We start from the raw sequence: 16,477 nt of genomic DNA on the forward strand, positions 1-16,477 counted from the left end.
GAGACTCTGAGATGAAGATTCCAAAGTCCCTGCTGATCGATCCCGAGAAGAATTCGGTCTATGGCGCCTTTGCCGTAGTCGTCTCGATCTGGGCGTTTTCCTATTCGGTCATTTTCGGCCAGGTGCTGATCCTGGCCTACTATGCGGTCTGGCTTCCGCTCATCCTGGTCGACTACCGGCGGTTTTTGCGACATCTGTCCAGCGCCTGGCTGCCGCTGCTGTTTGCGGCCTATGTCTGCTTCTCGGTTTTCTGGTCGCAGGCTCCCGGCGTCACCGCAAGGACGTCGGTCCAGTATTTTTCCCATATTGCCTGCGCCTACATAGCTGCGCGCACCGTCAGCGTGCGCACGTTGACCATAGGGGCGCTGGTCGGGATATTCGTCGTCCTTCTCTATTCTGTGAAGGTCGGGAATTATTCCGAGGATGTCCTCGACGGCACCGTGAACTTCGTCGGCGCCTTCGCCTCCAAGAATCAGATCGGCTTTGTCGGCTCGCTTGGCATCTATTTCTGCGTTGTCTTCCTTGCGTTCTACAGACGCGGCCGGCTGAGCTTCATACTGGCGGTGCCCGTCGTGCTGCTGTCGGCCTATGTACTGGTCGCCTCGCATTCCGCCACCTCGATGGCCTCGATACCCGCGGTTCTGGCGCTGGTGGCGCTTCTTGCGATGAGCAAACTTCTGTCACGCCGCTATCGCCGGGTCATCTTCCTGATCGGCGCCGGCCTGCTGGTCGTGACGGCCTTCGTCGCCTTGAATCTCGGGCTGATGGACTTCGTCCTCGGCCTCTTCGGCAAGGATTCGACGCTCACCGGGCGAACCTATCTTTGGGAACAAGGCTGGAACACGGTGCAGAAATCGCCGATTCTCGGCGTCGGCTATGCCGCCTATTGGGTGCAGGGCTTCGCTGAAGCCGAGCGGCTGTGGAACGAATTCTACATCACCACCCGCACCGGCTTTCACTTCCACAACACCTACATCGAGGCCCTCGTCGAACTCGGCTTCGTCGGAGCGACGCTGGTGTCGCTGATCATGCTGCGCACGCTCTACGGCCACGTCTCGGCGGTGATCTTCAAGGCATGGCAGGCGGACTCGGTGATCCTTTTCGGCGTGATGGTGCTGCTGCTGATCCGCTCCTTCGTCGAGGTCGAGATTCTCAACCCCTACATCATGGGTTCTTTCCTGATGTATTTCAGCTTCTTCAAGCTGGCGCGGCTGCCCGTTACCCGCAGGCGGCGGTCGCCTCGTCCCGAGCCGGCTGACGCGGCCGGGGGCGAGGCTGACTGGCCTCGGCATGCCCGCCGTCCGGCGGTCGCCGATCAGGCGTGAGCTATCGTCTCGGGACCTGAAGTCGCGTCAATACAAATTCCCCTGATCGAAGGCTCAAGCAGGCCGGGCGCGAGGCGGGAAATCCATGCCTCCGCGAAATAGACTGAAACGCTGGATTGTCAGACTCGCGTGCTCCGAGCGACCAGGACGTCCGGCGCGCAGCTGTTACTGTCCAAAAGCCGTGCTCCAGAAGCGCCAGGGCGTCCGGCCGGCACTTCCAGTTACGGCGCCGCGAAAACCAATCTCAGAACGTGCAAATGCGAATATCCGCGGACCATCCGCTCACAGAAGGCGACGAGCGTATGAAGCGGTTCTGCATTTCTGTAAAATGATGAACCGCTCAGCGCTTAGCAAGTCTACTGGCTGGCCAGCGGCGCCAGCTTGACCTTGATCACATCGCCAGGCAGCACCGGGGTTTCTTCCTTGGCGGCTATCTCGGTGGTCTTGCCATCGAGATTGCGCACCAGTGAATAGAGCAGGGTAGGTTGCTGATCGTTTGTTATAGCGGCCGCCATCGCGGGATCGCTGGCCTGGGCTATCAGGCCTTTCTGCATGTTCACCTTCAACGCGGCCTCGTTCAGGTCGGCTTCGGTCTGCTGCCGGTCAGTGGCGAGACTTGAACTCAAGGTGTTCTGGGCATCGATAGCATCCTGCTTCGCCTTGCTGATCGCCTGCTTGGCGGTGAGGATGGCGGTTTCGTAGTCCAGGATCTTGCCCTGCAGGTCGGCCACGGACTGGCGCGAATCCAGCAGACGGGCATTGGCGATCAGGCCCTTTTGCGCCAGCGGACCGATGCTGGCGAGTTGCTGCTGCGCCAGGTCGACCTGCTGCTGCTGATTGACGATCTTCTTCTGCAGCGATTCGATCTCGGACTCCAAGACACCTTTCAGATCGTCGAGCGCCTCGAGTTTCAGCTTCAGCGCCTTTTGGTCGGCCGTCAGGATCGTCATCTCGTCCGCGACGATGGCTGGCAGCCTTGGATCGCCCTCGACTTCCTTAGGCACGTCGAAACTCGCCTTGCCGGCCATGTCCGCATCGATGCGGGCGCGCCTGACGATCAGTCGAATGCGCTGGTCGTCGGAGATGTCGAACATGCCCTTGGCGGTGACAAGGTCCTTGCCGAGCTGGGGGCCGTAATCGGCGTTGCGCCTGATGCCGCCCGCGACGCTGATCGCCTTCAACACCGTCAGGTCTGGGACATAAGGAAATTGGCCTGGGTTCTGGACTTCGCCCGAAATGTAGAATGGCCTGAACTGCGCCATCTCGACCGAGGCTTCCGGTCGGTCTGACAAAGCGAGCTTTTTCTGCAAAGCCTCGCCGATCGCCGCCGCGATTTCGGACGTGGTCTTGCCGGATGCCGGCAACTCGCCGGCGAACGGCACCGACAGCGTACCGGATGGACCGACCGTGTACTCGCCATTCACCGCCGACCAGTCACGAAATGTGCCTTCGACGGTCTGCCATTCGGCGACGCGGATGGTGAGCTTGTCTTGCGAGCCGAGGCGATAGTCGCTGGCGGCGGCGATATGCGGGACGACGAGCGCCATGGCAAGGCATGTGGCCAGCAAACGCGCCCGCCGCAGCCGGCCGGAATCCGGGCCGCTGCGAAAGGCTTCGAACAAATCTGTTTTCAACTCAACGTTCCGATCCGCTATAGCCCCATCGCCCGATGAGCTTGCGTCGAATGGCCGATGCCAATGTCTGGCATTGGCCACCGGCCGGTCAGTAAGAACCGCGCGACATCCAGACGGCCGGGACGGTCTTGATGATGATGCGAACGTCCTCGAACAGCGACCAGTTCTCGACATAGTGGCGATCGAAGGCGACGCGGCTGTCATAGGACACATCGTTGCGGCCGCTGACTTGCCACAGGCCAGTCAGGCCCGGGCGGGATTTCAGGTAATAGACGGCGGACGTGCCATAGATCTCCAGCTCGTCGCGCACGACCGGACGAGGGCCGACAAGGCTCATGTCGCCCTGCAGGATGTTGATGATCTGCGGCAGCTCGTCGAGGCTGAGTTTCCTCAGCACTGCTCCGACACGGGTAACGCGCGGATCGTTCTTCAGCTTGCGGGTGGCGATCCATTCCGCGTTGGCGTCCGGGTTGGTGGCGAGATAGGTTGCCAACGCCCTGTCGCCGTCCGGAACCATGGTGCGGAACTTCAGGCAAGGAAAAATCCGCCCGCCGCGTCCAATTCGCCTGTGACCGTAGAAAATCGAGCCGCCGTCGGAAAACTTGACCAGCAGCGCTATCATGACAAACAGCGGGCTGAGTGCGATCAATCCAATCAGTGAACCGGCGATATCGAAGCTGCGTTTGAGCAAGCCGCCGATCGGTGGCGGAAAATCGATGTCAGCCTGCGAAAAGCTCGCCGTGGCCGACTTGGCAACGTCCCTCATGCCGTAAACTCCATGCGTTGAACGAATGGTTCAGCGCACGATACCAAAAAAATGTTGCAGCGCAACACACAATTTACCACCCCATTGAAATAGTCACGTCATGAATTGACTAAATAATAAGCTTGTTATGCACAAATTTCGGCGTATTTAGCACATTTGTGACAATAAATGGGCAAGGCCGAAAAAATAGAGGCCTTTGTGGGGCCGTTTTTAGGCAGACCTACCTATCTGCCAAGGCAAGCTGCAAACTAGTGCTTTATCCTGCCCTGATGCATGGTGAAAACCGTATAAAATACTACTTAATATTGTCTATCTTACTGAAAATGCCGAGGAGAGGAGATCGGCTTAGCTCCCGTTGCGTGCATTGCAGCATGGCAGAGTCGATCGCAAAAGCTCGATCAAAAATATCCGAAGTTGCCCTTGCCGCCTATTGCTCGCCTTAATAGAATTGCAAATTATACCTGTCACGGTGACGACAGGTGGAAAAGGCCGGAAGCAACCGGTCGAGAGTGGGCGACCTTAACAAGCCCACGTGACAAGGGACGGCGCTCGGGTGGGGCAATCGTGATAATACCCGAGCCGGTTTATGGGCTGTTGGGCATGGCACTTCCAAAATTCATCCTCGGGATGATTTTCGCTCTGGCGATCGTCGTCGGCTGGTCCTGGCTGGGCGGTGCGTCGATAGGCACGATATTGGTGCGCGTCATCATCTGCGCCGTGATCATTCAGGCCGGCTATTTCGTGCTCATCTACACCATGATCGCCAGGAGCGCGCCGACGCCTGCCGACATAGCCCGTGACGCCGAGCGCAAACTGAACGCACCAGAGGTCGCCGAAAGCGAGAAGCTGGGCGGTGCCAGGCGCGGCCTGCATTGATGCAGATTGCTCAAACCTGCCCCCGGTTTGGAGGCATGCTTCGAAACAAGAGACTAGGCGCCGCGTGAATCCGTTTCGGCGCGTCTTGGTCGCCGGCTCACGCGACATCGGCGGGTTCGCTCTCTGACTGTTCCCCCGACAGCATCCTCGACAACCGGCTGCCGGTTTTTTCCTTCAGCCGCTGATATTGGCCGACCTCGACGATACGGCCGTTTTCCATCGCCACCACCCAGTCGGCGAAGGCGATCATCGACGGCCGGTGCGCGATGGTCAGGATCGTCATCGTGCCGCGCAATCCGTCGATCGACCTGGCGATCAGCGACTGGTTCTGCCAGTCGAGCGCGCTGGTCGCCTCGTCCAGGATGAGCAGCGACGGCTTGCGCAGCAGCGCGCGTGCGAGCGCGATGCGCTGGCGTTCGCCGCCCGAGAGCCGCACGCCGCGATCGCCGACCACCGTCTCGAGCCTGAGGTCGAGCCGTTCGACAAACTCGCCGGCGTGGGCCTGATGCAGCGCGGCCCACAGGTCGCCATCGCTGGCCCGTGGCGCGGCAAGGCGCAGGTTCGCCGCGATCGTGTCGTGCAGGAGGAACACGTCCTGCGGCACATAGGCCACCTGGTCGCGCCAGCGACGGCGATTGCTGGCATCGATCTCGACGCCGTCGACAAGTATCATGCCGGTGGTAGGCTCCAGCAGGCCAAGCAGCATATCGGCGATCGTGCTCTTGCCCGATCCGGACGGGCCGATCAGGGCGGTGACCTTGCCGGCCGGCAGGCCGAAGGTGATGCCGCTCACCACCATCTTGGCGCCAGCATCTCCGTAGGCGAAGGAGACACCGCGAATATTCAATCCCGTATTGAGGGAGAGTGTCCCGGCGTCGGCGAACTCGGTATGGCCTGGTTCGCGTTCGGCGTCGAAACGTGCCTGCAGGCTGCGCATTGCCGTAAAGGCGGGCAGGTTGATCAGCACTTGCTGGGCTTGCGTCTGCATGTCCATGAAGCGCGGCGCGATGCGCATGAAGACCAGGAGCAGGACGACGATCTCGGCCAGCGACAGGTTGAAGCGGACCAAAGCCACATAGATGAACAGGCTCAGGCCCACCACGCTCGCAACCTGGAATACCGCGGTGCCGATGGTGCTGTTGCGCACATAGTCGATGTTGTCGGCCTTCATCCTCTCAAGCGTCGACCGAAGCTGCGCGAAATAGCTGTCCTCGACATTCAGGCTCTTGGCCACCTTGATACCGCCGAGAAATTCCGAGACCGTCCGGTACTGATCCTGGCGATTGGCGGTCAGTACACGGCCGAAGGCCGTGGCCCGTGCCCGGAAGGGCCGCAGCGCCACGAACATCAGCATGCCGATGACGACGGCAAACAGCGTCATGACCGGCGAGATGAACACGGAAACCAGGAGATAGCCGGCCAGAAGAACGGCGATCTGCACCAGCATCAGCAGTGAGAACGCCGCGCCCTGGACGCGGTCGATGTCGCCGGTCAGGGCATGATCGAGATCGGAACTGCGCATGCGGGTAAAAACGCCCCAGCGCGCCTTGCCGATGCTTTCGAACAGGTTCATGCGAACGCGGTTGACGAAATCGAACAGCAATTTGGCCATGTAGACCGATTTGAAGCGATTGAACGCCGCCTGCGCTGCAACAAGTCCGACCAGCGCGCAAAGCACGGTCGTCAGCTGCAGCGTGCCGTCAGGCACCAGCCAGCGCACGAAATCATTGTTGGGCAGCCGAACAGCGAAATCCTGGTCGGCGCGTCCGACCAGATGCAGCAGCGGGATGAGCAGCAGGATGGAGATGCCCTCGGTCAGGCTGCCGAGGATGAGGAAGAAGAGCGCCGTCCATGTTCGCCGGCCGCCGATCCGGGCAATGGCGGCGCCGAATGCGGCAATTTCTCGAAACAGCGACAGGCGAAGGATTGGGGGCTTCGACATGGTTGCGCTCACGACCGCCGGCTGCCGGCCGACAGATCCTTTTCGATCAGCTCCACGGCTTCGCCGATCCTGTCCAGGCCCGTCGGGACTTTCAGCCGGTACACGCCGATATGGTTAGCAATCCATGAACATTGCTGAAGATGCGCCGCCGCGAAGTCGTCGGGCAGCGCCGCACGGCCGAAGCGCGTCACATAGGAGAATTTGATGATGGCCGGCAGGGCGGTAATGGCGGGCAAGGGCGTGATGTCAGCCCTTTCGCCGCGCTCGAGGATATAGATCCTGGTCGCCGGCACCTTGTCGCCCGAAAAGTCACCGTTCAGGCGATGCTGCATTTTGTCGATCGCCGGATGCACTTGCGGCCGCACTTCCGCTCCCCCGAGCGAGATCGCCGCAGCGGCGTCGGCCGCCAGCTTGATCTGCGGAAAGCCCGGAACGGTCATTGGCTCACTCGGATTGGCAAGGTCCAGCGCCACCACGTCATCGGTAAGCAGTCGATGCCCGGCCCGGATCATCGCGCTTGCCGTCGTCGACTTGCCGGCTCCCTTGTCACCCATGAAGATGGCGCTCTTGCCGGCGGCGGCGATGGCACTGGCATGCAGGACAAGCAGGCCGCGCCGGTGCAAGAGCAGCGCCATGACCGGACCGAGCAGCGGAAACGCGAGCAGCGCATCGTCGACGCCGGGCGCCGGTTCGATGTCGATACGGCTGAAATCGGTGATCAGGAACGCGCCCACGGCATGCCAAGCCAGATATTGCCGGTCCGGCTCGAAACGAAAATCGGTCGCTGCTTCGGGCGCCGGCTTTGGCAGGTCGATCGCGCCGACAGCGATCACGAGATCCGCCGCCCCCGGCGGCGCCGGCTGCAGTTCGGGCAACATCACCTCCGACGCGATGGTCAGACCATAGGCGCGGTAGAAGCGGCGTTCTCGCATGGCCCGGCCATGTGAAAAGGCATCATCATTGTATAGAGCGAGCTGCTCGTTGCGCGGCATCACGTGGGGCTCCCGCCGTGCTGGAGTTGCCGCAGCCAGAGCGACAGCGAGGCCGAGCGCCAGACATACTGGACATCCAGGGGGGCTGCCTGATCGGGCTGGCGCAGCAGTCGCGCATAGGCAGCACTCACTTGCGGCAGATTGACATAAGGCGCGATGCGGTTCGCATCCGAGACCAGCAGCTGTTCCAGGAGGTCGCGATGGTTGCGCAGCATGCCGTTGACGAGATTGGCGGTGAAGTCGATCTTGTCGCGCCGCCACTGCACCGCCTCCGGCAATACGCCTTGCATGGCGCGACGCAGCACATAGCGACCAAAGCCGTGGCTCAGCTTCTCCTCGCCCGGCAATGCCAGGCAGAACTCGACCAGCGGCTTATCCCAGAATGGGTATCGCGGCTCGACGCCGAAATTGGCGGCGGCCTTGTCGAGAACCTCGAAAGCATGCGGGACATAGCCGTTCGACAGGATCCAGCGATGGCTCAAGGCGTCGCTGGCCTGAACGCCGGGCGGCATATAGCCGGCCCGGTGAAACCGGTCGACAAGCTCGGTGCGCTTGGCAAGGTCCGGATTGATCAGGTCGCGCCAGCTTCGTGCGCGCTGCACGTGCGCGGGCTTGCGGATCCTGTTCAGGGCACGGTTGGCCAGATGCCTCAGCTTGGCGATGCGCCAGGCCGGCCCGTAGAGGGTCAGGAACTGGAGATAAAGGCCAAGCGTGCTGTCGCCATAGGTATTGGAGGCGCTGCGGACCTCGCGCCACAGATCCATCCATCGGCCGCCATTCGCAAGCTCGTGCAGGTGACCATGGCCTTGGGAGACGACCTCGTCGCCGCCATGGCCGTCCAGCAGCACCTTGATGCCCTTGGCGCCGGCAGTCCGGTAGATACCGCGGGTGAGCGTCAGGCCCGGCGCCAGGAACGTTCCTTCCTGTTCTTCCAGCACGCGTTCGAATTCGGCGAATGGGGCATAGTTGCCGACCGGGATCAGCGTCGCGTCGACCTTCTGCTGGTCGAGAACGGCATCGATGAAGGGCCGCTCGTCCATCGGCGAGCCCCTCTCGAAAATCAGCGAGAAGGTCGGCAGCTTCGGCCTGCGCGCAGCGGCATTCTGCAGGCCGGCGACACAGGCGATAGATGAGGAATCGAGGCCGCCGCTCAGCATTGCGCCGACTGCCGAGGTCCCTCGCATGCGGTTGCGCACCGATTGCGAGAACAGATGGGCGAATTCCTCCGATGCATCCGACCGCAAGGGCCGCGCCGACGGCTCGATCTGCCAGTATCGACGCAACATCACCTGTTGCGCGGTGACGGTCAGGCTGTGGCGGGCCGGCAGGCTGAATATATCGCTGTAGGGGGTCGACTGCGGGTCGTCGGGAAGCCCGGCCAGGAAGCCGGAGATCTGGCGCTCGCTGACACGTGCGCGGATACCCTCGACGCCCAGGATCGGCCCGATCTCCGACGCAAAGGCAAAACGCCGGTCCGCCGCGTGGTAGTAGAACGGCTTGACGCCAAAATGATCGCGCGCGCAAAACAGCGATTGCCGCTCGTCATCCCAGATGGCGAACGCGAAATCGCCTTGCAGATGCTCCGGACAGGCTTCGCCCCAGCGCAGATAGGCCCGCATCAGCACGATCGCGTCGGCCACCGACTGGTCGCGGATACCGAGCCTGGCCAGCAACTCGTCACGGTTGTCCAGCCGGCAATCGGCGGTGATGGCGAGCCGGCCGCCAGCCATCGTCAAAGGGCCTGGACCGACCTCATCCGATGTGTTGAGCCAGGCGTGGCCAAGGGCGATGCTGGTGTCCAGCCACCATGAACCGCCGTCGGGACCGCGATGGCGCATGCGCGCCAGCATTTGCTGAATGTCTGCCGCCGCGACCGCTGGTGCGTGTGCTCCGCGCAGCAGGATTCCGGCGACGCCGCTCATCGGCTGCCGTGGTCGACGAGATGGGCGAAGCCATCGATCGATCCGCCAAGCACGATATGGTTGTCGCTGACCAGCCAGGCATGTGCTTTCAACTGCTCGCCCGTACCACGTTCGATGCCGATGCGTATCGTCGATTCATTGCCTTGGCGGGCGAGAATATACTGGCCGGAGAGCGCCTGGGTCAGGCAAGTAGCGTAAGGGACGAAACGGGCCGCGGCGGCAACACCCCAGGCGACACGCCGCAGTTCGCCCATCGAGGCGCACTGCCGCGCGTCGAGCCGCGTCACCAGGCTGCGTACACGATTGTAGGACAGCAGGGTCAGCCCCAGCCGAACTGTCGCCACCACCAGCAGGCAATGGCCAAGGAAGATCATTTCCGAGCCGCTCAGGGAGAAAACCCTGACCAGCCCGTGCCGGCTTCCGCCGCGCTTCGACTGCTTGAGGCCTGTTTCCCTCGCGGGTTCCTGCCGTAAAGCCGTGGCCCGCGAAACCAGGGCCCGCGAAACCAGGGTCCGCGAAACCAGGGTCCGCGAAACCAGCGCCTTGTGCTGGGTCGGCTTAGACAAGTGCCCCATGATGCCGTCTCGCAAGCCCATTATCAGTCAGGCCCTTCAGCAATGCGTCGACATCGGCCTGGCAGCGCACCGGGTCGACATTATAGCGCGCAAGCACGGCGCTGCGGATGTCGCCGATCGACCGGGGCTCCTGGATCAAATCCCAGATGAAGGCGCCGACGCCATTCAGGCTGTAGTAGACATTGGATTTGAGATTGAGCAGCGCCAAGCCATCGCCGAACTCGCAAGCCACGGCATCCTTGGTCGCACTCACGCTATCGTGGTCGGCCAGATCATGGTCGGATTGCTTCCAGTTCATCCCCGCACCTCACTGACAAAACGCTTCGACATCTCCAAGTGGCGCAGGAGAAGTCGGGAGGCTGGCCCCCCGACCCCTCTTACGTCTGCTTTTGAATCCAGAGTCCCAAAATGTCACTCTGGAACGGCTATAAGTCTCAGGAGAACGTCAGGTCGCCGATCGGCGTGTGCGCGGGGAACGATGCGTCGATCGCCGTGTTACCGCCGCCACCCTGGGTGATGGTCTCAATCGAACCATGAACCGTCAGGCTTGGTGTCTCGTATTCATGCTTTTCAACATTCTGTTCCATTTTACTCTCCGATTTAGGACTGGAAACGGCCTGTCGAGTGCCGTCAGCACTTTTATGCTGCAATGCAATAGCTGCACGGCAGCATTTATGAGTCAAGACTGTTTTACCTTTCGTTAATCAATTACGTTGCTGGCGTCAGGACATGAGCGACCATGCCTAAAACTTGTCACTTTTTAGCCGATTCCTTGGGCACGATGGCAGCGCCCGCGCTGATTCTTTAAGCATGTGATTTTGCTTGCATAAGTCGTTTGCTTTGTGCCTATTTTTAGGCGTCGCTAATGGAAAGAATTTTCTGTTTGGAAAATTCGGCCGGGGATCGGCAAAAGACCTGACAAGGATATTTCAGCCGCGGTTCTCACTTCTTTCCGACGCGATCTCGATAGGCGCTCGGTTGCAAAAATTCGCACTGCAAAAGGAAAGGCTTTACGGCACCGAGGTTTTTGGTGATGTTTGCTTCGCACATGCAGCATAAGTGTTCGCGCAAACCGCTTTCTTTGGAGATTGTGCGCTAAATGGCATTGCCTGACGGCTCATACGAACGATTGCGCGCCGCCGGCTGTGCCGACGAGGTGGCCTACGTGCAGGCCTGCCTGCGATTCTATTTTGCCGGGCCGCACGCCGGCGCGGGCGACATTTCGATGCGTGATCTGGACGGTGCCAAAATTGCCGACATCGCCAGGCTGAACAAGGTCGCCACCTTTGTCCTCAAGGCCCTTTCGCGCGCACCCGCGCTTGAGAGGCCGCCTGAGCTTTTCCGATGGCTCGACACCTACCGCAGGAGAACGGTTTCGATGAACGCGTCCTGCATCATGGATTCCATGGCGGTCCATGATGTGCTGCGCGCCAGCGAGATCGATTTTGTTTTTCTGAAGGGTCCGTTCCAGCAGCAGCTTCTCTACGACGACCACTTCATGAAGCCGTCCGGCGATGTCGACATTCTGGTTTCGCCGCTCGGATTTGTCAGGGCGCGTGATGCCCTTCGCAAGATCGGTTATGAGGTATCAGGCAAGTCGAACTCCGTCTGGTGGGTCCGCTTCCTCGGCGAACAGCACATGACCCGGGACGACGGGCCGAGGTCGTCCACGGTAGATCTCCACTACCGCCTCCAGCAGCCCGGCTCGCCAAGCCCGCGCGACGCGGACGGGTTCCTGCGGCGCAAACGACAGGTCGAAATCGCCGGTGCGACGGTGCCGTTCACCTCGGTTGCCGATACTTTGCTTTTGTCCTGCATCAGCGTTGCCAAGGCACTTTTCAACCGGGAACCTTGCGCGGGCTACGTCTGTGATATCAGCGCCAGCGCCGGCCGACTCGACGAGGCGGATCAGCTGCGTTTGCTCGATGCCGCAACCGTGCAAGGTTTGGACGACACGCTGCTACTTGGCCTGCGCGCCGCCGATGTGCTACTCGGCGGTGCTGGCACGCTGCTGTCGCAGCGCGCGACCAGGATCCTGTCGCGCATCGGCAATGAGGATCTGCTCAGCATGGTCATCGCGCCGTGGCTGCCGTCGCTGCGGTGGCCACAGCGGCGAACGGTGCTGTGGGAACTGTGCGGCCGCGCGCCGGTCCGCTATCTGGCCGAAGCTGGCTGGGCGGCGTCCGCCGATATCAGCCGCCGTATCTTCGAGCGGCCGGGGAGTCGCTGAATGAAGGCAAATTGGGTGCTGATGGCAATTCTGTAGGGCATCGAAGGAGTACGGGGCGAGGGCAAATCGATATTACCTGTACGAGAGGCAAATCCATGTCGATGACGAAATCCGAGGTCTGCGTGATCATCGCGGCAAAAAACGCCGCAGCGACAATCGCCGTCGCCATCGCATCCGCGTTGCGCGAACCGGAAGTGGCGGAGGTCGTCGTTGTCGATGATGCCTCCACCGACCACACCGCCGATGTCGCACGATCCGCCGATGATGGCAGCGGGCGGCTCTCCGTGATGCGCCTCGATGTCAATCGCGGCCCCTCCTTTGCCCGCAACGCAGCCATCGCCGGCTCGAAATCGCCGTTCATCAGCATTCTTGATGCCGACGATTTCTTCCTCGAAGGCCGGTTTCGCAACCTGTTTGCCGGCGCCGATTGGGATTTCGCAGCCGACAACATCATGCTGATCAGGGATGATGCGACGGGCGACGCGACGAAAATCGTCGCGCCGCAATTTGCCGCCGATCCGGAATTCCTCGATTTCGAGCGCTTCGTCGAAGGCAACATCTCCAGGCGCCGCGTGCAGAGGGGCGAACTGGGCTTTTTGAAGCCGGTGATCAGCCGTGCCTTCCTCGACCGCCACGGGTTGAGCTACGACGAGAGCCTGCGGCTGGGCGAGGACTATGAACTCTACGCCCGCGCGGTCGCATGCGGGGCACGGTTCAAGGTCATTCGCTCCTGCGGCTACGGCGCCGTCGTCCGCGCCGATTCTCTGAGCGGCCGCCACAAGACCCAGGACCTGAAGCGTTTGGCCGATGCGGATCTGGCGCTGCTGGCGATAGACAGTCTGCCAGAAGGCTCGAAGGCGGTGCTAAGGCGGCATGAACGGCACGTGCGCGACAAATATCGGCTGCGCAATTTCCTTGACGTCAAGGCTGAGCGGGGGCTGGCATCGGCTGCGGCTTACGCTTTCGCCAGCCTGTCCAACCTCGTCCCCATCGTCCAGGGCGTGGCTTCCGACAAGCTCGAGGCGCTGTTTCGTCGCGTCGGCCTTATGTCCAGCCAAAAACATGTCCCGCCGCGGCGTTTTCTGATGGCCGGAACCAACATGGGCAAGGAACGCTGAGAGCGGACCCCGGTGCTTGCGATTTGTCCGCTCGCGGCACGTCATCACGGAAACCATTTCGGCCGGATTTATGAGTTTACGAATTGGGTGGTTGCCTCGCGGCTCCGACGATGGCAGTCTATGTTGCGGTGCAGCATAGTGGACGACCAGCCGAACTGGCCCCCGATCGGATTGGTCTGATGTCTCTCCCTCAAAAGGAGCAGGACAACGCAACACGAATTTTTGAGCCCCGGCTGCGGGGATCGGCCAGAAGCCCGGCCCACAAGCCGGCGATGACAGGAATCGGAGTCCATGGCCTCGATATTCGGTTTCAGATCAAGGGATCCGGCCCGCGACCGGCAGGCCGATGTTTCACGTCTTGATCGTCTGGCAAAGCTGTTCGAGCAGATTGCGGCCGAGATCGAGGCCGAGAGAACCGGGCTTGAGAATCGCTACCGGACAACGTCGACCAACGCCGCCTTCCTGGTCGAAGCCATGGAAAACGGCTCAGCTTCCGACAAGCGGTCTTCGGAAGTCAGCGCATTGACACAGTCGATCCTGAATTGCGAGCGCCGCATCGCGGCGCTGTCGCGCCAGGACGGCATGATGAAAGAGCTCCGTCATTCGCTGGATATGGTCTTCGACGAGAATGACGATTCGGCCGCCGCGGCGGAATTCGCCTGGCCGGCAGGCGCAGGCACAGGTTGAACGTGAAGGCTCGGAACTGTTGCAACAGATTTGATGCAGGGCGGGAAGCAATCGAGAGGGTCACAAGGGAGGTCAAGGTTGGCCCGTTCAGGAGCGGTTCGAACGTCGACTTTGGGTTGGGGACACACAGCGCAAAGGTGAGTTTGGTATGAATTCGAATCCGAAAGCTACGACAGCAATTGACGCACCGTCTCTCCCATATAGGGCCGGGCAAGCCGCCCGGCGGCGGCTGGGGTCGCTCGGTGCGTTGCTGCTGGCTGCTCTCGCTGGTTTCCTGGCAACCCCTTCCTACGCCCAGGACATTCCGACATCGCCGTCCTTCGTCGATGATTTCAAAAGCTTCGATCGTGCGCGCTGGTATGTTTCCGACGGCTGGAACAACGGCAGCCATCAGAATTGCACCTGGTCGAAAGGCATGGTCGAACTGTCGAATAATGTGCTGTCGCTCGGCTTCGAAAAGCAGACGCTGAAGGATCGCGAGTACGTCTGCGGCGAGATCCAGACCAAGCAGCGCTTCGGCTACGGCACCTATGAGGCACGGCTGAAGACCGATACCGGCTCCGGCCTCAACGCGGCGTTCTTCACCTATATCGGTCCCAGCGACAAGCAGCCCTGGGACGAGATCGACTTCGAGGTCCTGACCAAGGACACCTCCAAGGTGCAGGTCAATGCCTATATCGCGGGCAAGGGCAAGAACGAGAAGCTGGTCGACGTGCCGGGCGGCACGGAGAACGCCTTCAACGACTACGCCTTCGTCTGGCAGAAGGACAGCTTGCGATGGTACGTCAACGGCCAGCTGGTAAACACGATTACCGACCCGGCGAAGCTGCCCAGCCATGCACAGAAGATATTCTTCAGTTTTTGGGGCAGCGATACGATGAAGGGTTGGATGGGAGCGTTCGCGGATCCGGGCCGCAAGCTTTCCCTGCAGATCGAGCGGGTTGCCTTCACGGCGCTCGGCGAACCCTGTCAATTTCCGGAATCGCTGGCATGCAGTGTAAAGTAGTTGGGAAAGTCGATTTGAACCGGCGGGACCGAAAACGGTCCGCTGCCTTGCATGGGAATGAAACCGAATGAATTTGACGGTGTTTGGAATTGGCTATGTCGGCCTCGTGCAGGCTGCGGTCCTTGCCGAAGTCGGGCACCAGGTGGTGTGCGTCGACATCGACGCCGCCAAGGTCGAGCGGCTCAACCAGGGCCTGGTTCCCATTTTCGAACCCGGTTTGGAAAACCTCGTTAAGGAAAACCATGCCGCCGGCCGCATCAAGTTCACCACCGATGCCGCTGCCGCTGTCAGGCATGGCGAGATCCAGATGATCGCGGTCGGCACGCCGCCGGGCGAGGACGGCTCGGCCGACCTCAAATATGTGCTGGCCGTCGCCGAGACCATCGGCCGCGAAATGGACAAACCCAAGATCGTCGTCGGCAAGTCTACGGTGCCGGTCGGCACCTGCGAAAAGGTGAAGGCCAGGATCGCCGACACGTTGAAGAAAAGAGGCCGCGAGGACCTGGCTTTCGATGTCGCTTCGAATCCCGAGTTCCTCAAGGAGGGGTCCGCGGTCGCCGACTGCATGAAGCCGGACCGCATCATCGTCGGCACCGACAGCGAGGACACCGAGGCTGTGATGCGCGAACTCTACGCGCCGTTCAACCGCAACCACGAGAAGATGATCGTGATGGACGTGCGCAGCGCCGAATTCACCAAATATGCCGCCAACTGCATGCTGGCGACCAAGATCAGCTTCATGAACGAGATGGCCAATTTGGCCGAACAGCTCGGCGCCGACATCGAGGAGGTCCGCAAGGGCATCGGCAGCGATCCCCGCATCGGCTACCATTTCATCTATCCGGGTCTGGGTTATGGCGGCTCGTGCTTCCCCAAGGACGTGCGGGCGCTGATCAAGACCGCCGAAGGCGTCAAGTTCGACGCCAAGCTGCTGCGCGCCGTCGAGGAGCGCAACAACGCACAGAAATCGGTTCTCTTCGACAAGGTGGACCGCTATTTCAAGGGCAACCTCAAAGGCAAGACCTTTGCGCTCTGGGGCCTGGCCTTCAAGCCCAACACCGACGACATGCGTGAGGCGCCGGCGCGCGTCCTGATGGAAGCGCTCTGGAAGGCCGGCGCCAATGTGCAGGCCTATGATCCCGAGGCGATGCAGGAATGCCAGTCCATCTACGGGCTGCGCGACGACCTGCTTCTGTGCGGCACCAAGGAGGCGGCGCTGCGCGGCGCCGATGCGCTGCTGATCGCCACGGAATGGAAGAGCTTCCGTGCGCCCTCCTTCGATGCGGTAAAGGATGCGCTGATTACGCCGGTCATCTTCGACGGCCGCAACCTCTATGACCCCAAGGTCATCGCCCGCCACGGCATCGAATATCACTCGATCGGCAGAATGGCGGCATGAGACCA

15 protein-coding genes are annotated in these 16,477 nt (G+C 61.2%); 7 read left to right on the forward strand and 8 right to left on the reverse strand.

Translation table 11 applies throughout. From position 1 onward, the window contains the following. The first annotated feature begins 11 nt into the window (after positions 1-11). Complete coding sequence (locus NKH06_RS21185) at positions 12-1,325, forward strand: O-antigen ligase family protein (protein WP_023811579.1); 1,314 nt, start codon at positions 12-14, stop codon at positions 1,323-1,325. 356 nt (positions 1,326-1,681) lie between these two features. On the opposite strand, the gene NKH06_RS21190 is transcribed toward NKH06_RS21185, so the two are convergent. Both NKH06_RS21190 and NKH06_RS21195 read right to left on the reverse strand, forming a co-directional pair. Beyond that, a complete protein-coding gene (locus tag NKH06_RS21190) occupies positions 1,682-2,947 on the reverse strand; it encodes a polysaccharide biosynthesis/export family protein (RefSeq protein ID WP_031213391.1) in 1,266 nt (421 codons plus the stop codon). 100 nt (positions 2,948-3,047) lie between these two features. Continuing rightward, positions 3,048-3,725, reverse strand: coding sequence for a sugar transferase (locus tag NKH06_RS21195; protein WP_352893858.1), 678 nt, complete (start codon positions 3,723-3,725; stop codon positions 3,048-3,050). 600 nt (positions 3,726-4,325) lie between these two features. Between NKH06_RS21195 and NKH06_RS21200 the strand changes: the two genes are divergently transcribed. Next, complete coding sequence (locus NKH06_RS21200; protein WP_023811582.1) at positions 4,326-4,601, forward strand: exopolysaccharide production repressor protein; 276 nt, start codon at positions 4,326-4,328, stop codon at positions 4,599-4,601. A 97-nt stretch (positions 4,602-4,698) separates the two neighbouring features. Here NKH06_RS21200 and NKH06_RS21205 read toward each other — a convergent pair whose 3' ends face one another. The 6 genes from NKH06_RS21205 to NKH06_RS21230 form a co-directional block, all read right to left on the reverse strand. Further along, positions 4,699-6,543, reverse strand: coding sequence for an ABC transporter ATP-binding protein (locus tag NKH06_RS21205; RefSeq protein WP_352893859.1), 1,845 nt, complete (start codon positions 6,541-6,543; stop codon positions 4,699-4,701). A gap of 8 nt (positions 6,544-6,551) precedes the next feature. Then, complete coding sequence (locus NKH06_RS21210; RefSeq protein ID WP_352893861.1) at positions 6,552-7,538, reverse strand: phosphoenolpyruvate carboxykinase (ATP); 987 nt, start codon at positions 7,536-7,538, stop codon at positions 6,552-6,554. Beyond that, a complete protein-coding gene (locus NKH06_RS21215) occupies positions 7,535-9,457 on the reverse strand; it encodes a lasso peptide isopeptide bond-forming cyclase (RefSeq protein WP_352893862.1) in 1,923 nt (640 codons plus the stop codon). Before NKH06_RS21215 ends, NKH06_RS21210 begins: the two co-directional genes overlap by 4 nt. Next, on the reverse strand, positions 9,454-10,032 hold the full coding sequence (locus NKH06_RS21220) for a lasso peptide biosynthesis B2 protein (RefSeq protein WP_352893864.1): 579 nt from the start codon (positions 10,030-10,032) through the stop codon (positions 9,454-9,456). The genes NKH06_RS21215 and NKH06_RS21220 overlap by 4 nt, the downstream gene beginning before the upstream one ends. Continuing rightward, the gene (locus NKH06_RS21225) at positions 10,016-10,330 is read right to left on the reverse strand and encodes a PqqD family protein (RefSeq protein WP_352893866.1); all 315 of its coding nucleotides are present in this window, start codon (positions 10,328-10,330) and stop codon (positions 10,016-10,018) included. The genes NKH06_RS21220 and NKH06_RS21225 overlap by 17 nt, the downstream gene beginning before the upstream one ends. Positions 10,331-10,466: 136 nt before the next feature. Next, the gene (locus NKH06_RS21230) at positions 10,467-10,619 is read right to left on the reverse strand and encodes a lasso peptide (protein WP_013891488.1); all 153 of its coding nucleotides are present in this window, start codon (positions 10,617-10,619) and stop codon (positions 10,467-10,469) included. A gap of 512 nt (positions 10,620-11,131) precedes the next feature. Between NKH06_RS21230 and NKH06_RS21235 the strand changes: the two genes are divergently transcribed. The 5 genes from NKH06_RS21235 (at position 11,132) to NKH06_RS21255 (ending at position 16,472) form a co-directional block, all read left to right on the forward strand. After that, positions 11,132-12,262, forward strand: a complete 1,131-nt coding sequence (locus tag NKH06_RS21235; RefSeq protein ID WP_352893868.1) for a nucleotidyltransferase family protein — start codon at positions 11,132-11,134, stop codon at positions 12,260-12,262. Positions 12,263-12,357: 95 nt separating this feature from the next. After that, complete coding sequence (locus NKH06_RS21240; protein ID WP_352893870.1) at positions 12,358-13,380, forward strand: glycosyltransferase family 2 protein; 1,023 nt, start codon at positions 12,358-12,360, stop codon at positions 13,378-13,380. Positions 13,381-13,671: 291 nt separating this feature from the next. Next, positions 13,672-14,067 (forward strand): single stranded DNA-binding domain-containing protein, encoded by a 396-nt coding sequence (locus NKH06_RS21245; protein ID WP_352893872.1) that lies wholly within the window; start codon positions 13,672-13,674, stop codon positions 14,065-14,067. Positions 14,068-14,215: 148 nt separating this feature from the next. Further along, positions 14,216-15,073, forward strand: coding sequence for an endo-1,3-1,4-beta-glycanase ExoK (exoK, locus tag NKH06_RS21250; RefSeq protein ID WP_352893874.1), 858 nt, complete (start codon positions 14,216-14,218; stop codon positions 15,071-15,073). A 67-nt stretch (positions 15,074-15,140) separates the two neighbouring features. Next, a complete protein-coding gene (locus NKH06_RS21255) occupies positions 15,141-16,472 on the forward strand; it encodes a UDP-glucose dehydrogenase family protein (protein WP_352439756.1) in 1,332 nt (443 codons plus the stop codon). The last annotated feature ends 5 nt before the right edge of the window (positions 16,473-16,477 follow it).

The organism is Mesorhizobium sp. M1342, from assembly GCF_040317955.1.
Taxonomy (GTDB): domain Bacteria; phylum Pseudomonadota; class Alphaproteobacteria; order Rhizobiales; family Rhizobiaceae; genus Mesorhizobium.